This is a genomic window from Intrasporangium mesophilum, from assembly GCF_054783095.1.
Map to the genome: position 1 here is coordinate 93,209 of NZ_BAAGRF010000004.1, position 16,592 is coordinate 109,800.

Sequence of the window (16,592 nt, forward strand, 5' to 3'; positions counted from 1 at the left end):
GCCCATGCTCCTCAACTTCGCCATCCAGACGGTCATCAACGCCGTCGCCATCTGGGTCGCCGCGTGGGCCATCCCAGGTATCACCCTCGGTGATGGCAGCAGCACGGGCGACACGATCAAGACGCTCATCATCGTGGCGCTGATCTTCGGCCTCGTGAACGCCATCATCAAGCCGATCATCAAGCTGCTGTCGCTGCCGCTGATCATCCTGACCCTCGGGCTGTTCGTCTTCATCGTCAACGCGCTGATGCTCGAGCTGACGTCGTGGCTGGCCTCGATCTGGGATCTCAGCTTCCACGTCGACCACTTCTTCTGGGATGCGATCCTCGGCGCGCTGATCATCACGTTCGTCGAGCTGCTGCTCAGCTTCGTCAAGCGGGACTGATCGCCGGCCTCGTCCGTATGCCGTGAGCCCGCCTCCCACGTGGAGGCGGGCTCACGTCGTCCTCCCCTCCAGTCGAGTGAGCGCGCCGTCCCACCGGTCACACCGCCAGTCGAGAGAGCGCGCCGTCCCATCCGTCACGCCGAGGCCACCGTGTCGAGCGGCCAGCCACGGTGCCGGGGTGTCGGCTGGGGGCTGTCGGCGTGGGGTCCTACGGTCGAGGCATGCGGTTGCTCCACACCTCCGACTGGCATCTCGGGCGCACGCTCCACGGCGTGAGCCTGCACGAGGCCCAGACCACGGTGCTGGAGCGGGTCTGCGAGCTCGTCGAGAGCCCGCCCGACGGCATACCCGTCGATGCCGTGGTCGTCGCCGGCGACGTGTACGACCGGGGCGTCCCGCCCGTCGAGTCGGTGCAGCTCTTCGAGTGGACGCTCAGCCGGCTGTCGGCCGTGACGACCGTCGTGGTCACCTCGGGCAACCACGACTCGGCGATCCGGCTGGGCTACGGCTCGGGCCTGTTCCGCGATCGCATCCGGATGATCACCGACCTCGGCCAGCTCGACCTGCCGGTGCTGCTCGAGGGGAGTGACGGCGTGCCGGTCGCGATCTACGGCATCCCGTACCTCGACCCCGACCACGCGAGAGTCGCGCTGGCGGGCTCCGGCGAGCCGCTGCCACGCTCGCACCAGGCAGTCGTCGGGGCCGCGTGCGACCGGATCCGCGCCGATCTCGCCGAGCGGCCCGGAGTCCGTAGCGTGGTCGCGGCTCACGCGTTCGTGGCCGGCGCCGAGCCGAGCGACTCGGAGCGCTCGATCATGGTCGGCGGAGTCGACCGGGTGGCCGGCACCGTCTTCGCCGGCATCGACTATGTCGCCCTCGGCCACCTGCACGGGCCGCAGGCGCCCGAGTCCGCCCCTGGCTCCGTCGTGCGCTACTCCGGCTCGCCGCTGCGGTACTCGTTCTCCGAGCAGGACCACCACAAGGTGGTCCTGCTCGTCGACCTGCCCCAGGCAGGTCCGGCCGTCGTCACCCCCGTCACGATCGAGCAGCCACGGCCGATGGCCACCCTGCGGGGGCGCCTGGACGACCTGCTCGACTCGCGCGAGCTCGTGTCCGCAGAGGAGAGCTGGGTGAGGGTGACGGTGACCGACCGCGTGCGCCCCGACTCGCTGATGGACCGCCTCAAGTCGCGCTTTCCCCATGTCCTGCAGGTCTTCCACGAGCCAGAGGGTGCGGTCGACCGCGGTCGTCGGAGCACGACAGTGGTCAGCGAGCGCGACCCGCGCGAGCTGGGCTCCGACTTCATCTCGTACGTCACCAAGGCCGACGCCAGCGCCGGCGAGGTCGACGTGTTCGTGGCCGGCTACGAGGCGGCCATCAGGGCGCAGCAGCTCGCCGAGGCCCAAGAGGTCGCCTGACCATGCAGCTGCACCACCTGGAGATGACGGCGATCGGGCCGTATGCCGGCACCGAGCGAATCGACTTCGCCGCGGTCGGGCGTGCCGGCCTGTTCCTGCTCGAGGGCCCCACGGGGTCGGGCAAGTCGACGATCATCGACGCCATCACCTTCGCGCTCTATGGCAAGGTCGCCCAGGCCTCTGCCGATGTCGAGCGCATCCACTCGCACCATGCCGACCCGCGCACGGTGCCGGTCGTCACGCTCGTCTTCGAGACCCAGTCGGGGATCTACCGCGTCCAGCGCACGCCTCGGTTCGAGCGGCCCAAGTCGCGGGGTGCCGGGACGACCGTGCAACAGCCGACGATCAAGCTGTGGCGCGTCCAGACGCCTGACGACCTGGCCGGCGGCGAGCTGCTCTCGACCAACCTCGGCGATTGCGACGACGAGATCACCAGGGCCGTGGGTCTGACCCGCGACCAGTTCGTGCAGACGGTGATCCTCCCGCAGGGCGAGTTCGCGACGTTCCTGCGGGCTCGGTCGGAGGACAAGGGAAAGCTGCTCGAGAAGGTCTTCGGCACGGGGTTCTTCCGCCGCGTCCAGGACCACGTCGTCGAGGCGGGCCGGACAGCCCAGGGCAGACGCCAGGGCGCGGTGGCGCAGATCCGCGACGCCATCCATGCGTTCGCCGTGTCCGCAGGCATCGAACCGGAGCGTCGTGACGCACTCGTCCTCTGTGCACAGTCGGCGGCCGACAGCTCGACGGAGGTGCTGCGCGCCGAGCTCGCCGAGGTCGTCGACGAGCTCGTGACACGGGAGCGCCATGCGGCCAAGGCGAGCCGGGAGGCCATCGAGGCGCACAAGCAGATGGCCGAGATGGTCGGCGACGCGCGCCTTCGGCGGGAGCGCCGGGAGCGACTGCTCGCTCTCCAGCGCGAGGACGAGAGCCTGGGCGCCCGAGCCGTCGAGTTCGACGAGCTGCGACGCCAGGTCGGCCGGGCCCGACAGGCGCGCCCGGTCGCCGGGGCCATGCGGACCCTCGCGTCCTCCGAGTCCGCGCTGAGGAGGGCCGAGACAGCGGTCGCCACTGCGCGGCCGAAGGTCGCTCCCACCCGCCGAGACCTCAGCGTGCGCGAGCTGCGGGTCGCAGCCGCGTCCCTGCGCGAGGTGATCGGCTCGCTGGCCGGCGTCACGCTCGTCGAGGAGGGGCTCGGCCGGCACCGCGAGCGGCTCCTCGAGCTGCAGGCCCGCGCAGCCGGCTTGCGCCGCGCCCTCGACTCGGTGAGCTCCGACCTCGCCGCGCTGCCGGAGTCCCTGGCCGTCGAGGAGCAGGCCCTGACCCAGGCCCGCCACCTGCGCTCGCTGCTCGACACCCGCAAGGCCGGCGCGGTGCGGGCCACGGAGCAGCTCGACGCTGCGACGTTGTTGGCGAAGGCCATCGCCGCGGCGCGGCGGGAGGAGGAGCACGCCCGTGCCGCACTGGCCATGCTCAAGTCCGGCGAGGCCCGCCTCGCGCAGCTGCGTCAGGCACGCATCGACGGCATCGCGGGCGAGCTCGGGCTCATGCTCGAGTCCGGCCAGCCCTGCCCCGTATGCGGCTCGGTCGAGCACCCCCGGCCAGCACGCCCGAGTGCCGGGTCGGTCACGCCTGAGCAGGTCACGTCGGCCGAGCAGGCGGTCGAGACCCTGCGAGCCGACGCCGACGCCGCGACGGGTGCGCTCGCCGCGCGGCGCGCCTCGGTGCGCGAGCACGGCGCAGCAGCAGGCGGGCTCGACGTCTCCGCCGCCCGCGCGGCGGCCGAGCGCGCGGCCGCTGAGCTTGCGGCGTCACTCGCCGCCGGGCGTGAGGTCACCGAGCGGGGTGAGCGGCTCGAACGCCTGCGCACCCAGCAGACCGAGCTCGGCGCGCGCGCGACGAGCCTGTCGGCCGAGATCGCCCGGGTGGAGCAGGTCACGACCGACCTGTCGGCTCGCATCGAGTCCGAGTCCCTGGACGTCGATGCCGCGCGCGACGGTCACCCGACGGTCTCGACCCGCCGAGATGCCCTGACCGGTGAGGTCGCCCACGTCGACGCGCTCGCCGACGCCATCGCGACCCGCGACGCGGCGCGGGCGAGCGTCGCCGAGGACGAGGCCGCCCGCGACGCCGACCTGGCGGCTGCCGGCTTCCGGGACGTGGCGGAGTGGTTCGATGCCGACCGGCCGATGGACTGGATCACGGCCACGGCGAAGGAGATCGCGGACTTCGAGATGGCGTGCACCCGGGTCAAGGCCGGGCTCTCGGGCCCGGAGCTGGCGGACGTCCAGCTCGATGCCCTCTTCGACGACATCGAGCCACTCATCACGCTGGAGAAGGCGGCGAAGAAGGATATGGAGTCGGCCGCCCACGAGCACGGAAGCCTGCGCACGCAGGTGGCACGCACGAAGCAGCGCGTCACCGAGATCACCACCGCGATGGAGCGCAACGCCGCCGTCATCACCGAGACCGCCGATGCGGTGCGGGTCGGCCAGCTGGTGGCCGGCAGCGGTGACAACCAGCTCAACCTCGACCTGGCGAAGTACGTCCTCATCCGCCGCTTCGCCGAGGTGCTCGGCGCCGCCAACACCGAGCTCGCGCGGTTCTCCGGAGGCCGGTACTCCCTCGAGCACACCGACGCCAGGAAGGGCAACGCCAAGTCCGGGCTCGGGGTCCGAGTCCACGACATGCACACCAACCAGGTGCGCGAGGTCGGCACGCTGTCCGGTGGCGAGACCTTCTATGTGTCGTTGTCCCTCGCACTCGCCCTTGCGGAGGTGGTTCGCGCCGAGTCCGGCGGCGTCGACCTGGGCACGCTCTTCGTCGACGAAGGGTTCGGCACGCTCGACCCCGACGTGCTCGACGATGTGATGCACACGCTCGAGGGCCTGCGCGACGGCGGGCGGACCGTCGGCATCGTCAGCCACGTCTCCGAGCTGAAGTCCCGCGTCGCCGACCGGATCGAGGTCGTCGTCAAGCCGGACCGCACCTCCACGTTGCGCATCACCGCCTGACCCACCACGCCCGCTACGGTCCGTACTCCCAGCCTCGCAGCGCGCGCCTCCCATTCCCGTCGAGTGAGCGCCCCGTCCCACACCTCAACATCGAGTGAGCGCCCCGTCCCACCAGCACCACGTCGAGTGGCCGCTCCGTCCCAACCGTCACAGCCCACACGACCCACCCTGAGTCACATCGCGAGTCACGTCGCACCAGGTGCTGCAATCACGACCACTCTGACGACATGACCGACGCCCTGACCGACGATTGGCCTATGTGGGGCTGGTGGGACGGAGCGCTCACTCGACCCGAAGGGACCCGGGGCTTGTGGGGCTGGTGGGACGGAGGGCTCACTCGACCCGAGTATGGGCGCGTGGGCCCGCGGGGCCGGGCTAGCCGGACAGGGCCCAGGCCTGCACCTGGCCCGCCGCCACCGACACACCTGGTGCCGACGCCGACGCCGCGAGGTCGAGCGACTGCTTGCCCGCCGGCTCGGCGTCGCACAGGAATCCGAAGGGCACCGACACCGAGGTCCGACTCGCGACCGTCACCACGACCGCCGGGCCCTCCGGGTCCGGGCCCATCTGCGGCTGGAGCGTGACGGTCGCCGGTTTGGACCCTCCGTTGGTCACCAAAACCGACCCGCCCATCCAGATGTCGGCGACGACATCGGTCACCATAGAGGCACCGAGGACCTTCGCCTGCTGGGTGGTCAAGGCGACCGGACTCTCGACCGTCGCGTCGCCGTGCGGCACGGCTCCCGTGGTGGGGAGACCTAGGACGGCGAGCTGGCCCGAGGACAGCGCAACGCCTGCGACGGATGAGCGGACATTCAGCCCGAAGTGGTGAGTGCCCGACGCAAAACCGTTGCGCAGCAAGGCGATCGGTAGATACGTGGGCCGATCGGGGCCGACGATCGCGGAGATGGACCACATCGTCACGTCGTCGACGAGGTAGTCCACGGTCACAGTTCCGCTCTTCTTGCCACGGTTGACGAACGACACCCAGCCCTGCGTCAGCGCATCCATGGTGCCGAGCGGGTCCTGCGACGAGAGCTCCAGCTTCGAGTCCAGCACCAACGCCGCCTTGGTCCCTAGCGACACCTCGCCCGTGGTCATCGCCGATGCGTTCGGCAGGGCCGGGTCGCCCTCTGACGCCGGCACCGCCAGCGCTGTCATGGCGCCAGCCGCAACCGTCACCGCCACGTTCGCGGCCGCCTCGACACCGACCGTGACGTCGCCGCCGACCGGATGGTCAGGTCCGACGATCCCGACCGGCAGGACCGCCGAGACGCCGGGGTCCACCACCGCAACGAGGTCCGGACCCACGATGTTCGCTGGCACGTCCGGCCCGACGATCTCGACACCGTGCACCTTCACGGTGGCGATCTTCTTGCCAGCGTTGGTTACCGTCACCCAGCCCGTCGTGCTGACCCGAGAGGCCGCTCCCGTGGACACTGTCACCGAGCCCACGATGGTCGGCGACCCAGCCTTCAGCGTCTGCTTGATGACTGTGATGCCCGAATGTGGCTGTGCCAGTGACGGATCCGCCACCGCCGCCGACTGCGGCAAGAGTGCGCCCGCCAACGCCGTGACAGCGGCCGCCGTGATGACCGCTTGCTTTGCCTGCCTCCGACGCGCTCGCCGCGCCGACTGGGGCCCAACCGGAACTGTCCGACCTACCATGGGCTGTCTCTCCCGATTTCGAGATCCCCCGAGTGATGTGTGAGCAGATCGTGGCGGCTGGGACAGGTCGCCGTCCGCGGAATCGGCAAACCCAGCCCCCCGACGAGGCGGTGCGCCACCACGGATCCGGTCGGCGCGGCATACCCACTCGGGGTGAAGCCCCGGCTCTAGGATCCGAGCATGAGCGTCGTCGCGAGCGTCTTCGTCGGACTGGCCGCCGTGCTGCACGGCTACATCTTCTGGATGGAGAGCATCGCCTGGACGCGGCCGCAGGTGTGGAAGCGGTTCGGCGTCGCCGACCAGGCACAGGCGGACACGACCCGGCCGATGGCCTACAACCAGGGCTTCTACAACCTCTTCCTCGGACTCGGCGCCGCGCTGGGGATCGTGCTCTGGTGGTCCGGCAGCCACGACGCCGGCAAGACGCTGATGCTGTTCTGCACGGCCTCGATGGTCCTCGCGGCGACGGTTCTCGTCACGACGGGCAAGGGCTACCTGCGGGCTGCGCTCTCGCAGGGCACCCTTCCCCTCATCGGCTTCCTGCTCACCCTCTTCGTCTGAGCGCAGCCTCCCGAGCCGCTCGGTCAGGAACTGGTCTCAGCCTGGGTCGAGTGGTCATCTCGATACGCCGCTGCCGTGTGTTGGAATGGCCACTCGACTTTGGTCTGTATCGAAGTGACCACTCGACCTCGGGACGGGGGCCGGGAGTCAGGCTCCTTCGGGGGTGGGGTTGGCGCGGACACGGCCGGCACCGATCGCGAGGATGACCACCCCGACGACAGCCGACGACAGCGCGAGCGTCCCATAGCCATAGACGCCGACGATCACGCCCGCGGCGACACCGCCGACCGCGCCGGCGAGCCCCATGAAGACGTCCGACAGGCCCTGCGCGGCCGGACGCTCGTCCGTCGTCACCGCCCCGGTGAGCAGCGTCGAGCCGGACACGAGCGTGCACGACCATCCCACCCCGAGCAGGAACAGCGCCACGAGGAGCAGGCCCGACCAGCCCTCCATCGTCTGCGATGCGAGCAGCGCGGCCACCGTGAGGATGACGCCTCCGGTCATGGCTACCGGCCGGCCACCCCAGCGGTCGACGGCCAACCCGACGAGTGGCGACAGTGCGTACATCCCGAGGATGTGCATCGAGATGACGAAGCCGATGACCTCGAGCTCGGCCTGCCCGTGCTTCATGTGGATCGGTGTCATCACCATGACGCTGACCATGACGAGGTGCCCGAGCCCCATGACGAGCACGGCCTGCAGGGCGAGCCGGTTGGCGCGGACCACCGCGAACCCGCGCCGCATCGAGCCGTCGTGGTTCGGAGCATCGGCGACAGTCCCAGACGCCGGGTCCGCCACGTCGAGCGGGTGTGCGTCGCGTGATGCCGTCTCCACCGCGCCGGTATGCCGCTCGGGCGAGCCGTCCGCTCGCGCCTGCGGCTCCGCGCGTGCCGCCGCGTCGAGGGACCGGGCCGCCAGCAGCGGGTCGGGGCGCAGCAGCCGGTCGATGACGAGGAACGCCAGGGCGAAGCCGGCGAGCGCGAACACGAAGGAGCCGACCAGGTCGGGCAGCCCGATGGCTCGCGCGAGGTCGCGTCCGGGTCCGACGAGGTTGGGGCCTGCGACGGAGCCGATCGTCGTGGCCCACACGACGATCGACAGGTCGCGTCCCCGTCTGGCGGGCGCGGCGAGGTCGGCTGCGGCATACCTCGTCTGGTTGTTGGTGGTGGTCCCGCCACCGAAGAGGAACATGCCGACGACGAGGAGCGGGAACGAGCTAGCGACGCCGGCCGTGATGACGAGGGCCGCGCCGATGAAGGCGACGACGAGGCCGAAGCGAAGGCCCCACCGGCGGCCGCGCGATGCCGTGAGCCGGGCGACCGGGATCGTGATGAGCGCCGTGCCGAGCACCTGCGCCGTGGTGCCGACGCCGGCCAGTGCCTCCGTGCCGCTCAGCTGCTCGGCGAGGAGTGCGCCGACCGCGATGCCGCTCGCCATGCCGACGCCGCCGAGCACCTGCGAGGCGAAGAGTGTGCGAACCACCTTGTGCTGCAAGGCGGTCCGGTCGACAGGTTGGGTCTTGACGGTCATGGGCCTTCCGGTGTGACGGGGCGCTCACTCGACGGTTGGGGGCGCGCCGAGCGAGGTGCTAGATCTGAGACGGGTGGGACTGGGCGCTCACTCGACGGGGGACAGAATACCCCGGGGGGTTCCGAGCCGGCTCCCGGGACACCTCAGACGTGGCGGCGCGACGTGATGACGCGGAAGCGGTTGGCCACGAACGCTGCGTCGGTGTAGGCGGCGTTCGCGGCCGGGTTGGCTCCCGTGCCGTGGTAGTCGGAGAACGCGGCGGTCTGGTTGACGAAGACCTGGCCGGTGAGGTTCTCCGACAGCGCCACACCGCCCGCGGCGGCCGCCTCACGCGCCTCGTCGAGGACCTTCTCGTCGGTCGAGTAGACCGATGCGGTCATCGCACCGTGCTCGTGCACGGTATCGGCGAACTGCGCGAGCGCCTGCTCCGTCGAGCCGGCCTTGATGAGGTACCCGACCGGCCCGAAGCACTCGCGTGTGTAGACGTCCTCGCGCGCCACGTCGACGGCGACCAGGCCGGGCGCACGGACGACCGCGTCGGCCCACGTGGGGTGGGTCACACGCCGGGAGTCGAGCACCACCTGTCCACCGGCGTCCGCGGCGATCGAGGCCAGCGAGTCGGCGTTGCTGCGCACCTGGTCGTTGACGGTCGCGCCGAGCAGCTCGACCGCCTTCGCGTCGTCGCCAGTGAGCCGCCCGATGGCTCCGGCGAGCTTGTCGCCGAAGTCGTCGAAGCCGAGGTGACCCTCGTCGGTGTCGATGCCGTCGGCCGGGACGTAGATGTTCTGTGGGGCCGTGCACATCTGGCCCGAGTAGAGGGTGAGGCTGAAGGCGAGGTTGCCCAGCATCCCCTTGAGGTTGTCGGTCGAGTCGACGACGACGGTGTTGAGCCCGGCCTTCTCGGTGTAGACGAGCTTGCCGAGCGCCGCGCCTCGCTCCTCGAGCCAGGAGCCGAACGCCGGACCGCCGGTGTAGTCGATGATCGCGACCTCGTCGCGCTCGGCGAGCGTCTTGGCGAGCCCCTGGCCGTCGGACTCGGCGGCCAGCTGCACGAGCGCGGGGTCGAACCCGGCCTCCTCGAGGACGGTGCGAGCGGCCTCGACGGAGATCGCGAGAGGCAGAACGGCGCGCGGGTGCGGCTTGACGACCACGGCGTTGCCCGTGACCAGGGAGGCGAAGATGCCCGGGTACGCGTTCCACGTCGGGAAGGTGTTGCAGCCGATGACGAGCGCCACGCCGCGCGGGACGATGCGGTAGTCCTTCTGCATCCGCGTCGGCGCCGGGTTGCCCTCGCGGTCCCGGCCGGGCTTCTCCCACACGACCGACTCCGGCACGCGCTCCTGCTCCACCAGCCCGGCTGCGATCGCCTCGATCGCGCGGTCCTGCGCGTGCGGGCCACCGGCCTGGAACGACATGACGAACGGCTGCCCGGACGTGTGCATGACCGCGTTGGCCAGCTCGAAGCTGCGCTGGTTGATGCGGTCGACGATCTCGACGCAGACCGCGGCGCGCACCTGCGGGCCGACGTCGCGCCATCGCGCCATCGCGGAGCGCGCAGCCGCCAGACCCCGGTCGAGGTCGAGCGCCGCGTACGTCACCCCCAGACGCGGGCCGTACGGGGAGACCTCGCTGCCGACGAAGGTGCCGTCCGTCGGCTCGTCCGCCAGGGCGGCATACGGTCTGTCGAGGTGCGCCTCGTAGGCCGCGAGGCCCTCCGCAGCCGCGGCGTCTCCATAGACGCGGGGGCTCGGCGACTCGGGGTAGCGCGAGTAGAAGGATCGGCTCACGAGGGCCTGACGGATCTCGTCGAGGACCCCGGAGTGCCGGTCGAGCAGCGGGTGGGCGGGCGTCGTTGCCGGTGCAGTCACGTGTCGATGCTAGCCCCGCCCGGAGGCGGCTCCCGCACGCCGAGCGCCCGCTCCACAAGCGCCCGGTATGCCGTCTCCGAGCCCGGCGCGACGCGCCGGGCAATCACTTGGCTCGCTGCGCTCGCGCGCACCTGGCCGCGGCGACCGGGCAGGATGGCAGCCATGGAGACGCAGACCAGTGCCGAGCCCGTCGCCCCGCCACAGGACGCGTCGGCCTTCGGGCCGGTCGGTGTGGTGGGGGCCGGCGCGATGGGCGCTGGGATCGCACAGGTCGCGGCGGCGGCCGGACACGCCGTGGGCCTCGTCGACACGATGCCCGGTGCGGCTGCCTCGGCCCTGGACAAGATCGGCGCCGGCTTGACCCGACTGGTCGACAAAGGCCGGATGGGCAGCGATGAGGCGGCCGGCCTGCTCGCGCGGATCACCCCCGTCGAGGGCATCGGCGACCTGCCCGAGTGCGGGCTGGTGATCGAGGCGGTGCCCGAGGACCTCGACCTCAAGCGCTCGATCTTCGTCGAGCTCGCCGAGAAGCAGCCCGCGACGACAGTCCTCGCGACCAACACGTCGAGCATCGACATCGACGAGATCGCGCGCGACGTGACCGATCCGGAGCGCGTGCTCGGGCTGCACTTCTTCAACCCGCCCCCGGTGATGCGGCTGGTCGAGGTGATCCATGGCCCGCGCACGGCCCGCGCGTTCGTCGAGCACGCCACGACCCTCATGTCCGCGTGGGGCAAGACGCCGGTGCGCTGCGCCTCCACCCCCGGTTTCATCGTCAACCGCGTGGCGCGGCCGTTCTACGGGGAGGCCCAGCGGGTCGTCGAGGCCGGCATCGCCGACGCGGCCACCGTCGACTGGATCCTGCGCGAGTGCGGCGGATTCCCCATGGGCCCACTGGAGCTCACCGACTTCATCGGCCAGGACGTCAACCTCGCGGTCGGCACGTCGGTCTGGGAGCAGACCGGGCGCGACGAGCGCTACACCCCGACGGACTTCCAGCGTGGCCTCGTCGAGGCCGGCCGGCTCGGGCGCAAGTCGGGCCGGGGCGTGTACACGTATGCCGCCGACGGCCGCCCCGAGACCGGTGACCCCGATCTCGCCCTGGCCGAGCGCCTCGTCGGGGGCCCGGTCGCGACCGACCCACTCGCCCGGACCGTCGCGATGCTCGTCAACGAGGCGGTCGACCTCGTGCACCGTGGGGAGGCGAGCGCCGAGGATGTCGACACCGCCATGCTGCTCGGGGTGCGCTACCCCAAGGGACCGATCGCGTGGGGGCGCGAGCTCGGCTTCGACCTCGTCGCCCGGCAGATCACCGAGCTCGACGCGGCATACGGAGGCGGGCGCTACCGGCCCAGCCCCGGGCTGACGGACGGGAGCCTCTCATGACCGACACTGCGGGCGCGGGCGACGAGGTGGCCCGGGGCGTCGCGTTCGCGCGACAGATGTGGGACGACGACGAGGCGTCCCGGCGGCTCGGCATGGACGCTCTCGTCGTCGAGCAGGACCACGCCGTGGTGCGGATGGCTATCCGCGACGACATGGTCAACGGTCACGCCATCTGCCACGGCGGTTACATCTTCACCCTTGCCGACTCGTGCTTCGCGCTCGCCTGCAACTCCCGCGGCCACCTCACCGTCGCCGCGGGCGCGGACATCTCGTTCACGGCGCCGGGAAGGCTCGGGGACGTCCTCGTCGCAGAGGCCGTCGTCCGGAGCTCCTTCGGCCGCAGCGGCATCACCGACGTCACGGTCAAGCGCGAGTCCGACGGCCAGATCATCGCCGAGTTCCGCGGGCGAAGCCGGGCGCTCAAGCGCGGGTGACCGGCATCCGCTCGGCGAGCTGGATTCCGTCACAAACCGGTGCGCAACGGGCGGAAGTCGGGTGGAACGTGCCTGAACGCAGGACAGGCTGCGCGCGGGTCACCTAACGTTCGGGCCACGACGTCAAGAGGACGCCGCGGGGGGCGGCGGCTCGGGGGGACGCGCGTCTGCGCGCGGTTGCGAGCCTCTCTTGAACACCAGATGGGGGGAACATGAGGAGAGAACTTCGCCTGAAAACCATTGCGGCGGCCGTCGGTGCGGTCGCCGCCGCCGCGCTGATGGGAGCACCCAGCGCCAACGCGGACAGCCATAACTGGCACCGCATCCTGTCCGACTTCCAGCTCGGACCTTCGAACCTTGCCGTCAACCAGCAGGGGGTCTACGTCGCCGACGGGTTCCTCGGCATGCTGACCAAGACCGGCTCGCCGGCTCCGATCGCGCAGGCACCCGGGCTCGACGGCATCGACTTCTCGGCCGACGGCAAGTCCTACGCCTATGCCTGGAGCGTCGAGGACCACTCAGCCACCGGCCTGACGATCCGCACGAAGGGCAAGCCCGACGTGGTCGCGGACCTCGCGGCATACGAGGCGAGCCACAACCCGGACGGCGGCATCACCTACGGGATCATCGCCAACAGCAACCCGTGTGCCGAGGCCATCCTCGGCGGGCTCGCCGGCGGGCCGGCCACGTACAACGGCATCGTCGACTCCCACCCGTACTCCGTCGCCTGGACGTCCGGAGGCTGGTACGTCGCCGACGCCGGGATGAACGCGGTGCTCAAGGTCGATGCCAAGGGCAACGTCTCGACCGTCGCCGTCATGCCGCGGCAGGTCGTGACCTTCACGCAGGAGATGGCCGACGGCGTCGCCGAGGAGATGCAGCTGCCTCCGGGCACGCTCGACTGCGTCGTCGGCGTCACCTACGCCTTCGAGCCGGTGCCGACCGACGTCGAAGTCGACCAGTTCGGCGCTCTCTTCGTCTCGCTGCTACCCGGCGGTCCGGAGAGCCCGGCACTCGGCGCGCGCGGCAAGGTCTTCAAGGTCAACGGCGCGACCGGCGCGATGTCTCTCGTGGCGAGCGGCCTGCTCGGTGCGACGAACGTGGCGGTCGCACCCGATGGCACGCTGTTCGTGACCGAGCTCTTCGCGAACCAGGTCAGCAAGTTCAAGAACGGCAAACGCGCCGTGGCTGTGCACGTCGACCGGCCGGTGTCGGTCGAGGTCCACGGCGGATATCTCTACGTGGGCCAGATCGTGGACTTCGTCTCGGAAGCGCCCGGCTCGGTCCAGCGCTTCAAGATCTAGCCGACCGGACGGCATACGGGGCGAGGCTCCAGCCGTCCACCACTGCAAAATCACGCAATGACGGCACCCCGGACAGCAGCCTGCCGGGGTGCCGTCGCATCAGTGTTAACGGTTCGGTAGCAAGTGTGTGCCGCTTGCAGGTGTGCGTGGCAGGATCGGCTGACCACATGGCGCGCCCCTGCGCCTGCGTTGGCAGAACGCCCGGAAGGACCCTCACATGCGTCGCATGTCCCTCATTGCCGCGGTCGGCGCCGTCGCCGTCGGCTTCAGCCTGTCCGCCTGCGGATCGAACTCGTTGGCGCCCACGACCCCGGCTGCCAGCACCCCTGCTGGTGGCAGCACCGGAGGCGGGGTGGACGCAGCCCTCGCGGCCAAGCTTCCGGCCAAGATCAAGTCCGCAGGAAAGATCGTCGTCGGCATCGACCCGACCTACGCACCGAACGAGATGATCGGCGCCGACGGCAAGACCGTCGAGGGCTGGGACCCGGCCCTGTTCAACGCGATCGCCGCGAAGTTCGGCGTGACCGCCGAGTACGTCCCCTCGAAGTTCGACTCGATCATCCTCGGTGTCGACAGCGGCAAGTACGACGTCGGCCTCTCTTCGTTCTCGATCACCGACGAGCGCAAGCAGAAGGTCAACATGGTCAGCTACTACACCGCCGGGACGCTGTGGGTGACCCAGCCCGGCAACCCGAAGCAGATCTCCCCGGACAACGCGTGCGGCAAGAACATCGGCGTGCAGAACGGCACGACCCAGTTCGACGACATCACGGCACGCAGCAAGAAGTGCACCGACGCCGGCAAGCCCGCCATCAACATCCTGCCGCACGACGGGCAGGACGAGGTGACGGCCGACGTCGTCAGCGGCAAGGCGGACGCGATGCTCGCCGACTCGCCGATCGGGCTGTACGCGATCAAGCAGTTCTCGGGCAAGCTCGAGAAGCTCGGCGAGCCCTACGACTCCGCGCCCTATGGCCTGGTCGTGCCCAAGACGGAGACCGACTTCGCGCAGGCCCTCGTCGACGCCCTCAAGGCCGCCAAGGCCGACGGCAGCTATGACGCCGCTCTCAAGCAGTACGGCGTCGAGTCCGGCGGGATCACCGACTTCGCTCTGAACCCGTGAGCGCCGGGCCGGTGAGCGCCGACACCTCTGGCGTCGCCACCGGCGGCGCCGACCGGCCGGGCCTGATCAAGGCCCGGCCGGTGCCCCACCCATGGCGCTGGGTGGCACTCGTGGTCATCGTGATCCTCGTCGCGATGATGATCAGCTCGTTCGTGACCAACGAGCGGTGGAACTTCCCCGTCGCCGTGCAGATCATGAACCAGACGCCGGTGCTCGAAGGCCTCATCAAGGGCACCATCGTCGGAACGGTCGGCGCGATGGTCATCGGCATCACCGGCGGCATCATCGTCGGCGTGATGCGGCTGTCGACCAACCCCATCCTGCGCGCCGTGTCCTTCGTCTACACGTGGTTCTTCCGGGCGATCCCGCGCTACGTCCTGCTCAGCATGATCGGCGTCGGCATCCCGTTCCTCTACAACCACCTGGACTTCGGGATCCCGTTCGGCCAGCAGTTCGGCCAGTGGCTTGGTCTCTCGTCCGACTTCACCTTCTTCAGCCTCAACCTCAACCAGTTCTCCAGCACGCTCATCGCGGGGATCATCGGCCTCGGCCTGTCCGAGGCCGCCTACATGGCCGAGATCGCCCGGGCCGGCATCATCTCCGTCGACAAGGGCCAGACCGAGGCCGCTCAGGCGCTCGGCATGAGCCGCGGCAAGACGATGCGCCGGATCGTGCTGCCCCAGGCCATGCGCGTGATCGTGCCGCCGACCGGCAACGAGACGATCGCGATGGTCAAGGACACGTCGCTGCTGACCGCCATCCCGGTCATCACCGAGCTCTTCTACCAGGTGCACCTCATCGGGACCCGGACCCTGGAGATCATGGCCGGCTACGTCGCAGCGACCGCCTGGTATCTCATTGTCTGCTCGGTGCTCATGGTCGGGCAGTACTACCTTGAGCGCTACTTCGGTCGCGGCTTCGGCGAGTCGAAGCGACAGGCCAGGCGTGCCGCGCAGAAGCGCGAGACCCGCCCGGCCGGAATGGGAGGTGCCTGATGACTGACGCGTCCACGACGCCGACGACCACGACGCCGGCGACCGCGACCGCGACGACGCGCGTCCGCACAGCTGACGGCAAGCCACTGGTGCGGGCCCTCAACGTGATGAAGTCCTTCCACGGCAACGAGGTCCTCAAGGGCATCGACCTCGACGTCCACCGTGGTGAGGTCGTCGTGCTGCTCGGCCCGTCCGGGTCGGGCAAGACGACGTTCCTGCGCTGCATCAACCAGCTCGAGTCGATCGACGGCGGCCGCATCTGGGTCGACGACGAGCTCGTCGGCTACCGCGAGGACGAGCACGGCCACCTGCATCACCTCACCGACAAGCAGATCGCGGCCCAGCGGCGTGAGATCGGCATGGTGTTCCAGCGGTTCAACCTCTTCCCGCACAAGACCGCGCTCGACAACATCATGGAGGCGCCCTGCCAGGTCAAGGGCACGAGCAAGAAGCAGTCCCGCGAGCGGGCCATGGCCCTGCTCGCCCAGGTCGGGCTGGGCGACAAGCCCTCGGCCTACCCGGGGGCCCTGTCCGGTGGCCAGCAGCAGCGTGTCGCCATCGCGCGGGCGCTCGCGATGGACCCGAAGCTCATGCTCTTCGACGAGCCCACGTCGGCGCTCGACCCCGAGCTCGTCGGCGACGTGCTCAAGGTCATGCGTGACCTCGCCGAGAACGGCATGACGATGATCGTGGTCACCCACGAGATGGGCTTCGCCCGCGAGGTCGCCGACCACGTCGTCTTCATGGACGGTGGCGTCGTCGTCGAGCAGGGCGCGCCGAAGGACGTCATCGGCAACCCGCAGCAGGAGCGCACCCGCTCCTTCCTGCGGCGGATGCGCCAGGAGCACGAGGAGATGGAGCAGGCAGCACACGCGGAGGCCCCGCCGCCACCCGCCTGACCCCGCGGTTCGC

The 16,592-nt window shown here is 70.3% G+C and carries 13 protein-coding genes; 10 read left to right on the top strand and 3 right to left on the bottom strand.

The genetic code is table 11. The features are described 5' to 3' along the window. The first annotated feature begins 4 nt into the window (after window positions 1–4). The 3 genes from ACYVLP_RS03835 (at window position 5) to ACYVLP_RS03845 (ending at window position 4,811) form a co-directional block, all read left to right on the top strand. Entirely contained in the window at window positions 5–385 is a 381-nt protein-coding gene (locus ACYVLP_RS03835) for a phage holin family protein (protein WP_452268052.1), read from the top strand. 221 nt (window positions 386–606) lie between these two features. Next, a complete protein-coding gene (locus ACYVLP_RS03840) occupies window positions 607–1,803 on the top strand; it encodes an exonuclease SbcCD subunit D (RefSeq protein ID WP_460626012.1) in 1,197 nt (398 codons plus the stop codon). A 2-nt stretch (window positions 1,804–1,805) separates the two neighbouring features. After that, complete coding sequence (locus ACYVLP_RS03845; RefSeq protein ID WP_460626013.1) at window positions 1,806–4,811, top strand: AAA family ATPase; 3,006 nt, start codon at window positions 1,806–1,808, stop codon at window positions 4,809–4,811. 375 nt (window positions 4,812–5,186) lie between these two features. On the opposite strand, the gene ACYVLP_RS03850 is transcribed toward ACYVLP_RS03845, so the two are convergent. Beyond that, window positions 5,187–6,257 (bottom strand): hypothetical protein, encoded by a 1,071-nt coding sequence (locus ACYVLP_RS03850; RefSeq protein ID WP_460626014.1) that lies wholly within the window; start codon window positions 6,255–6,257, stop codon window positions 5,187–5,189. Window positions 6,258–6,659: 402 nt separating this feature from the next. On the opposite strand from ACYVLP_RS03850, the gene ACYVLP_RS03855 reads away from it, so the two are divergent. Continuing rightward, a complete protein-coding gene (locus ACYVLP_RS03855) occupies window positions 6,660–7,040 on the top strand; it encodes a DUF1304 domain-containing protein (protein WP_460626015.1) in 381 nt (126 codons plus the stop codon). 147 nt (window positions 7,041–7,187) lie between these two features. On the opposite strand, the gene ACYVLP_RS03860 is transcribed toward ACYVLP_RS03855, so the two are convergent. Further along, complete coding sequence (locus ACYVLP_RS03860; protein WP_460626016.1) at window positions 7,188–8,570, bottom strand: MFS transporter; 1,383 nt, start codon at window positions 8,568–8,570, stop codon at window positions 7,188–7,190. Window positions 8,571–8,713: 143 nt separating this feature from the next. After that, on the bottom strand, window positions 8,714–10,438 hold the full coding sequence (gene paaN, locus ACYVLP_RS03865) for a phenylacetic acid degradation protein PaaN (protein WP_460626017.1): 1,725 nt from the start codon (window positions 10,436–10,438) through the stop codon (window positions 8,714–8,716). A 162-nt stretch (window positions 10,439–10,600) separates the two neighbouring features. On the opposite strand from paaN, the gene ACYVLP_RS03870 reads away from it, so the two are divergent. The 6 genes from ACYVLP_RS03870 to ACYVLP_RS03895 all read left to right on the top strand — a co-directional run bounded on the left by ACYVLP_RS03870 (window position 10,601) and on the right by ACYVLP_RS03895 (window position 16,579). Continuing rightward, the gene (locus ACYVLP_RS03870; RefSeq protein WP_460626018.1) at window positions 10,601–11,824 is read left to right on the top strand and encodes a 3-hydroxyacyl-CoA dehydrogenase NAD-binding domain-containing protein; all 1,224 of its coding nucleotides are present in this window, start codon (window positions 10,601–10,603) and stop codon (window positions 11,822–11,824) included. Continuing rightward, the gene (gene paaI / locus ACYVLP_RS03875; RefSeq protein ID WP_460626019.1) at window positions 11,821–12,258 is read left to right on the top strand and encodes a hydroxyphenylacetyl-CoA thioesterase PaaI; all 438 of its coding nucleotides are present in this window, start codon (window positions 11,821–11,823) and stop codon (window positions 12,256–12,258) included. The genes ACYVLP_RS03870 and paaI overlap by 4 nt, the downstream gene beginning before the upstream one ends. 212 nt (window positions 12,259–12,470) lie before the next feature. Further along, the gene (locus ACYVLP_RS03880) at window positions 12,471–13,562 is read left to right on the top strand and encodes a ScyD/ScyE family protein (protein ID WP_460626020.1); all 1,092 of its coding nucleotides are present in this window, start codon (window positions 12,471–12,473) and stop codon (window positions 13,560–13,562) included. A 217-nt stretch (window positions 13,563–13,779) separates the two neighbouring features. Further along, the gene (locus ACYVLP_RS03885; protein ID WP_460626021.1) at window positions 13,780–14,685 is read left to right on the top strand and encodes an ABC transporter substrate-binding protein; all 906 of its coding nucleotides are present in this window, start codon (window positions 13,780–13,782) and stop codon (window positions 14,683–14,685) included. Further along, window positions 14,682–15,680 (top strand): amino acid ABC transporter permease, encoded by a 999-nt coding sequence (locus ACYVLP_RS03890; RefSeq protein WP_460626022.1) that lies wholly within the window; start codon window positions 14,682–14,684, stop codon window positions 15,678–15,680. The genes ACYVLP_RS03885 and ACYVLP_RS03890 overlap by 4 nt, the downstream gene beginning before the upstream one ends. After that, on the top strand, window positions 15,680–16,579 hold the full coding sequence (locus ACYVLP_RS03895) for an amino acid ABC transporter ATP-binding protein (protein WP_460626023.1): 900 nt from the start codon (window positions 15,680–15,682) through the stop codon (window positions 16,577–16,579). Before ACYVLP_RS03890 ends, ACYVLP_RS03895 begins: the two co-directional genes overlap by 1 nt. The last annotated feature ends 13 nt before the right edge of the window (window positions 16,580–16,592 follow it).

What these genes read in the sequence shown, in the direction of transcription:
- ACYVLP_RS03845 (WP_460626013.1), top strand. Translation starts at nt 1,806, where the DNA reads ATGCAGCTGCACCACCTGGAGATGACGGCGATCGGGCCGTATGCCGGC.
- ACYVLP_RS03870 (WP_460626018.1), top strand. Translation starts at nt 10,601, where the DNA reads ATGGAGACGCAGACCAGTGCCGAGCCCGTCGCCCCGCCACAGGACGCG.
- ACYVLP_RS03855 (WP_460626015.1), top strand. Translation starts at nt 6,660, where the DNA reads ATGAGCGTCGTCGCGAGCGTCTTCGTCGGACTGGCCGCCGTGCTGCAC.
- ACYVLP_RS03895 (WP_460626023.1), top strand. Translation starts at nt 15,680, where the DNA reads ATGACTGACGCGTCCACGACGCCGACGACCACGACGCCGGCGACCGCG.
- ACYVLP_RS03835 (WP_452268052.1), top strand. Translation starts at nt 5, where the DNA reads ATGCTCCTCAACTTCGCCATCCAGACGGTCATCAACGCCGTCGCCATC.
- ACYVLP_RS03860 (WP_460626016.1), bottom strand. Translation starts at nt 8,570, where the DNA reads ATGACCGTCAAGACCCAACCTGTCGACCGGACCGCCTTGCAGCACAAG.
- ACYVLP_RS03840 (WP_460626012.1), top strand. Translation starts at nt 607, where the DNA reads ATGCGGTTGCTCCACACCTCCGACTGGCATCTCGGGCGCACGCTCCAC.
- ACYVLP_RS03880 (WP_460626020.1), top strand. Translation starts at nt 12,471, where the DNA reads ATGAGGAGAGAACTTCGCCTGAAAACCATTGCGGCGGCCGTCGGTGCG.
- ACYVLP_RS03885 (WP_460626021.1), top strand. Translation starts at nt 13,780, where the DNA reads ATGCGTCGCATGTCCCTCATTGCCGCGGTCGGCGCCGTCGCCGTCGGC.
- paaI (WP_460626019.1), top strand. Translation starts at nt 11,821, where the DNA reads ATGACCGACACTGCGGGCGCGGGCGACGAGGTGGCCCGGGGCGTCGCG.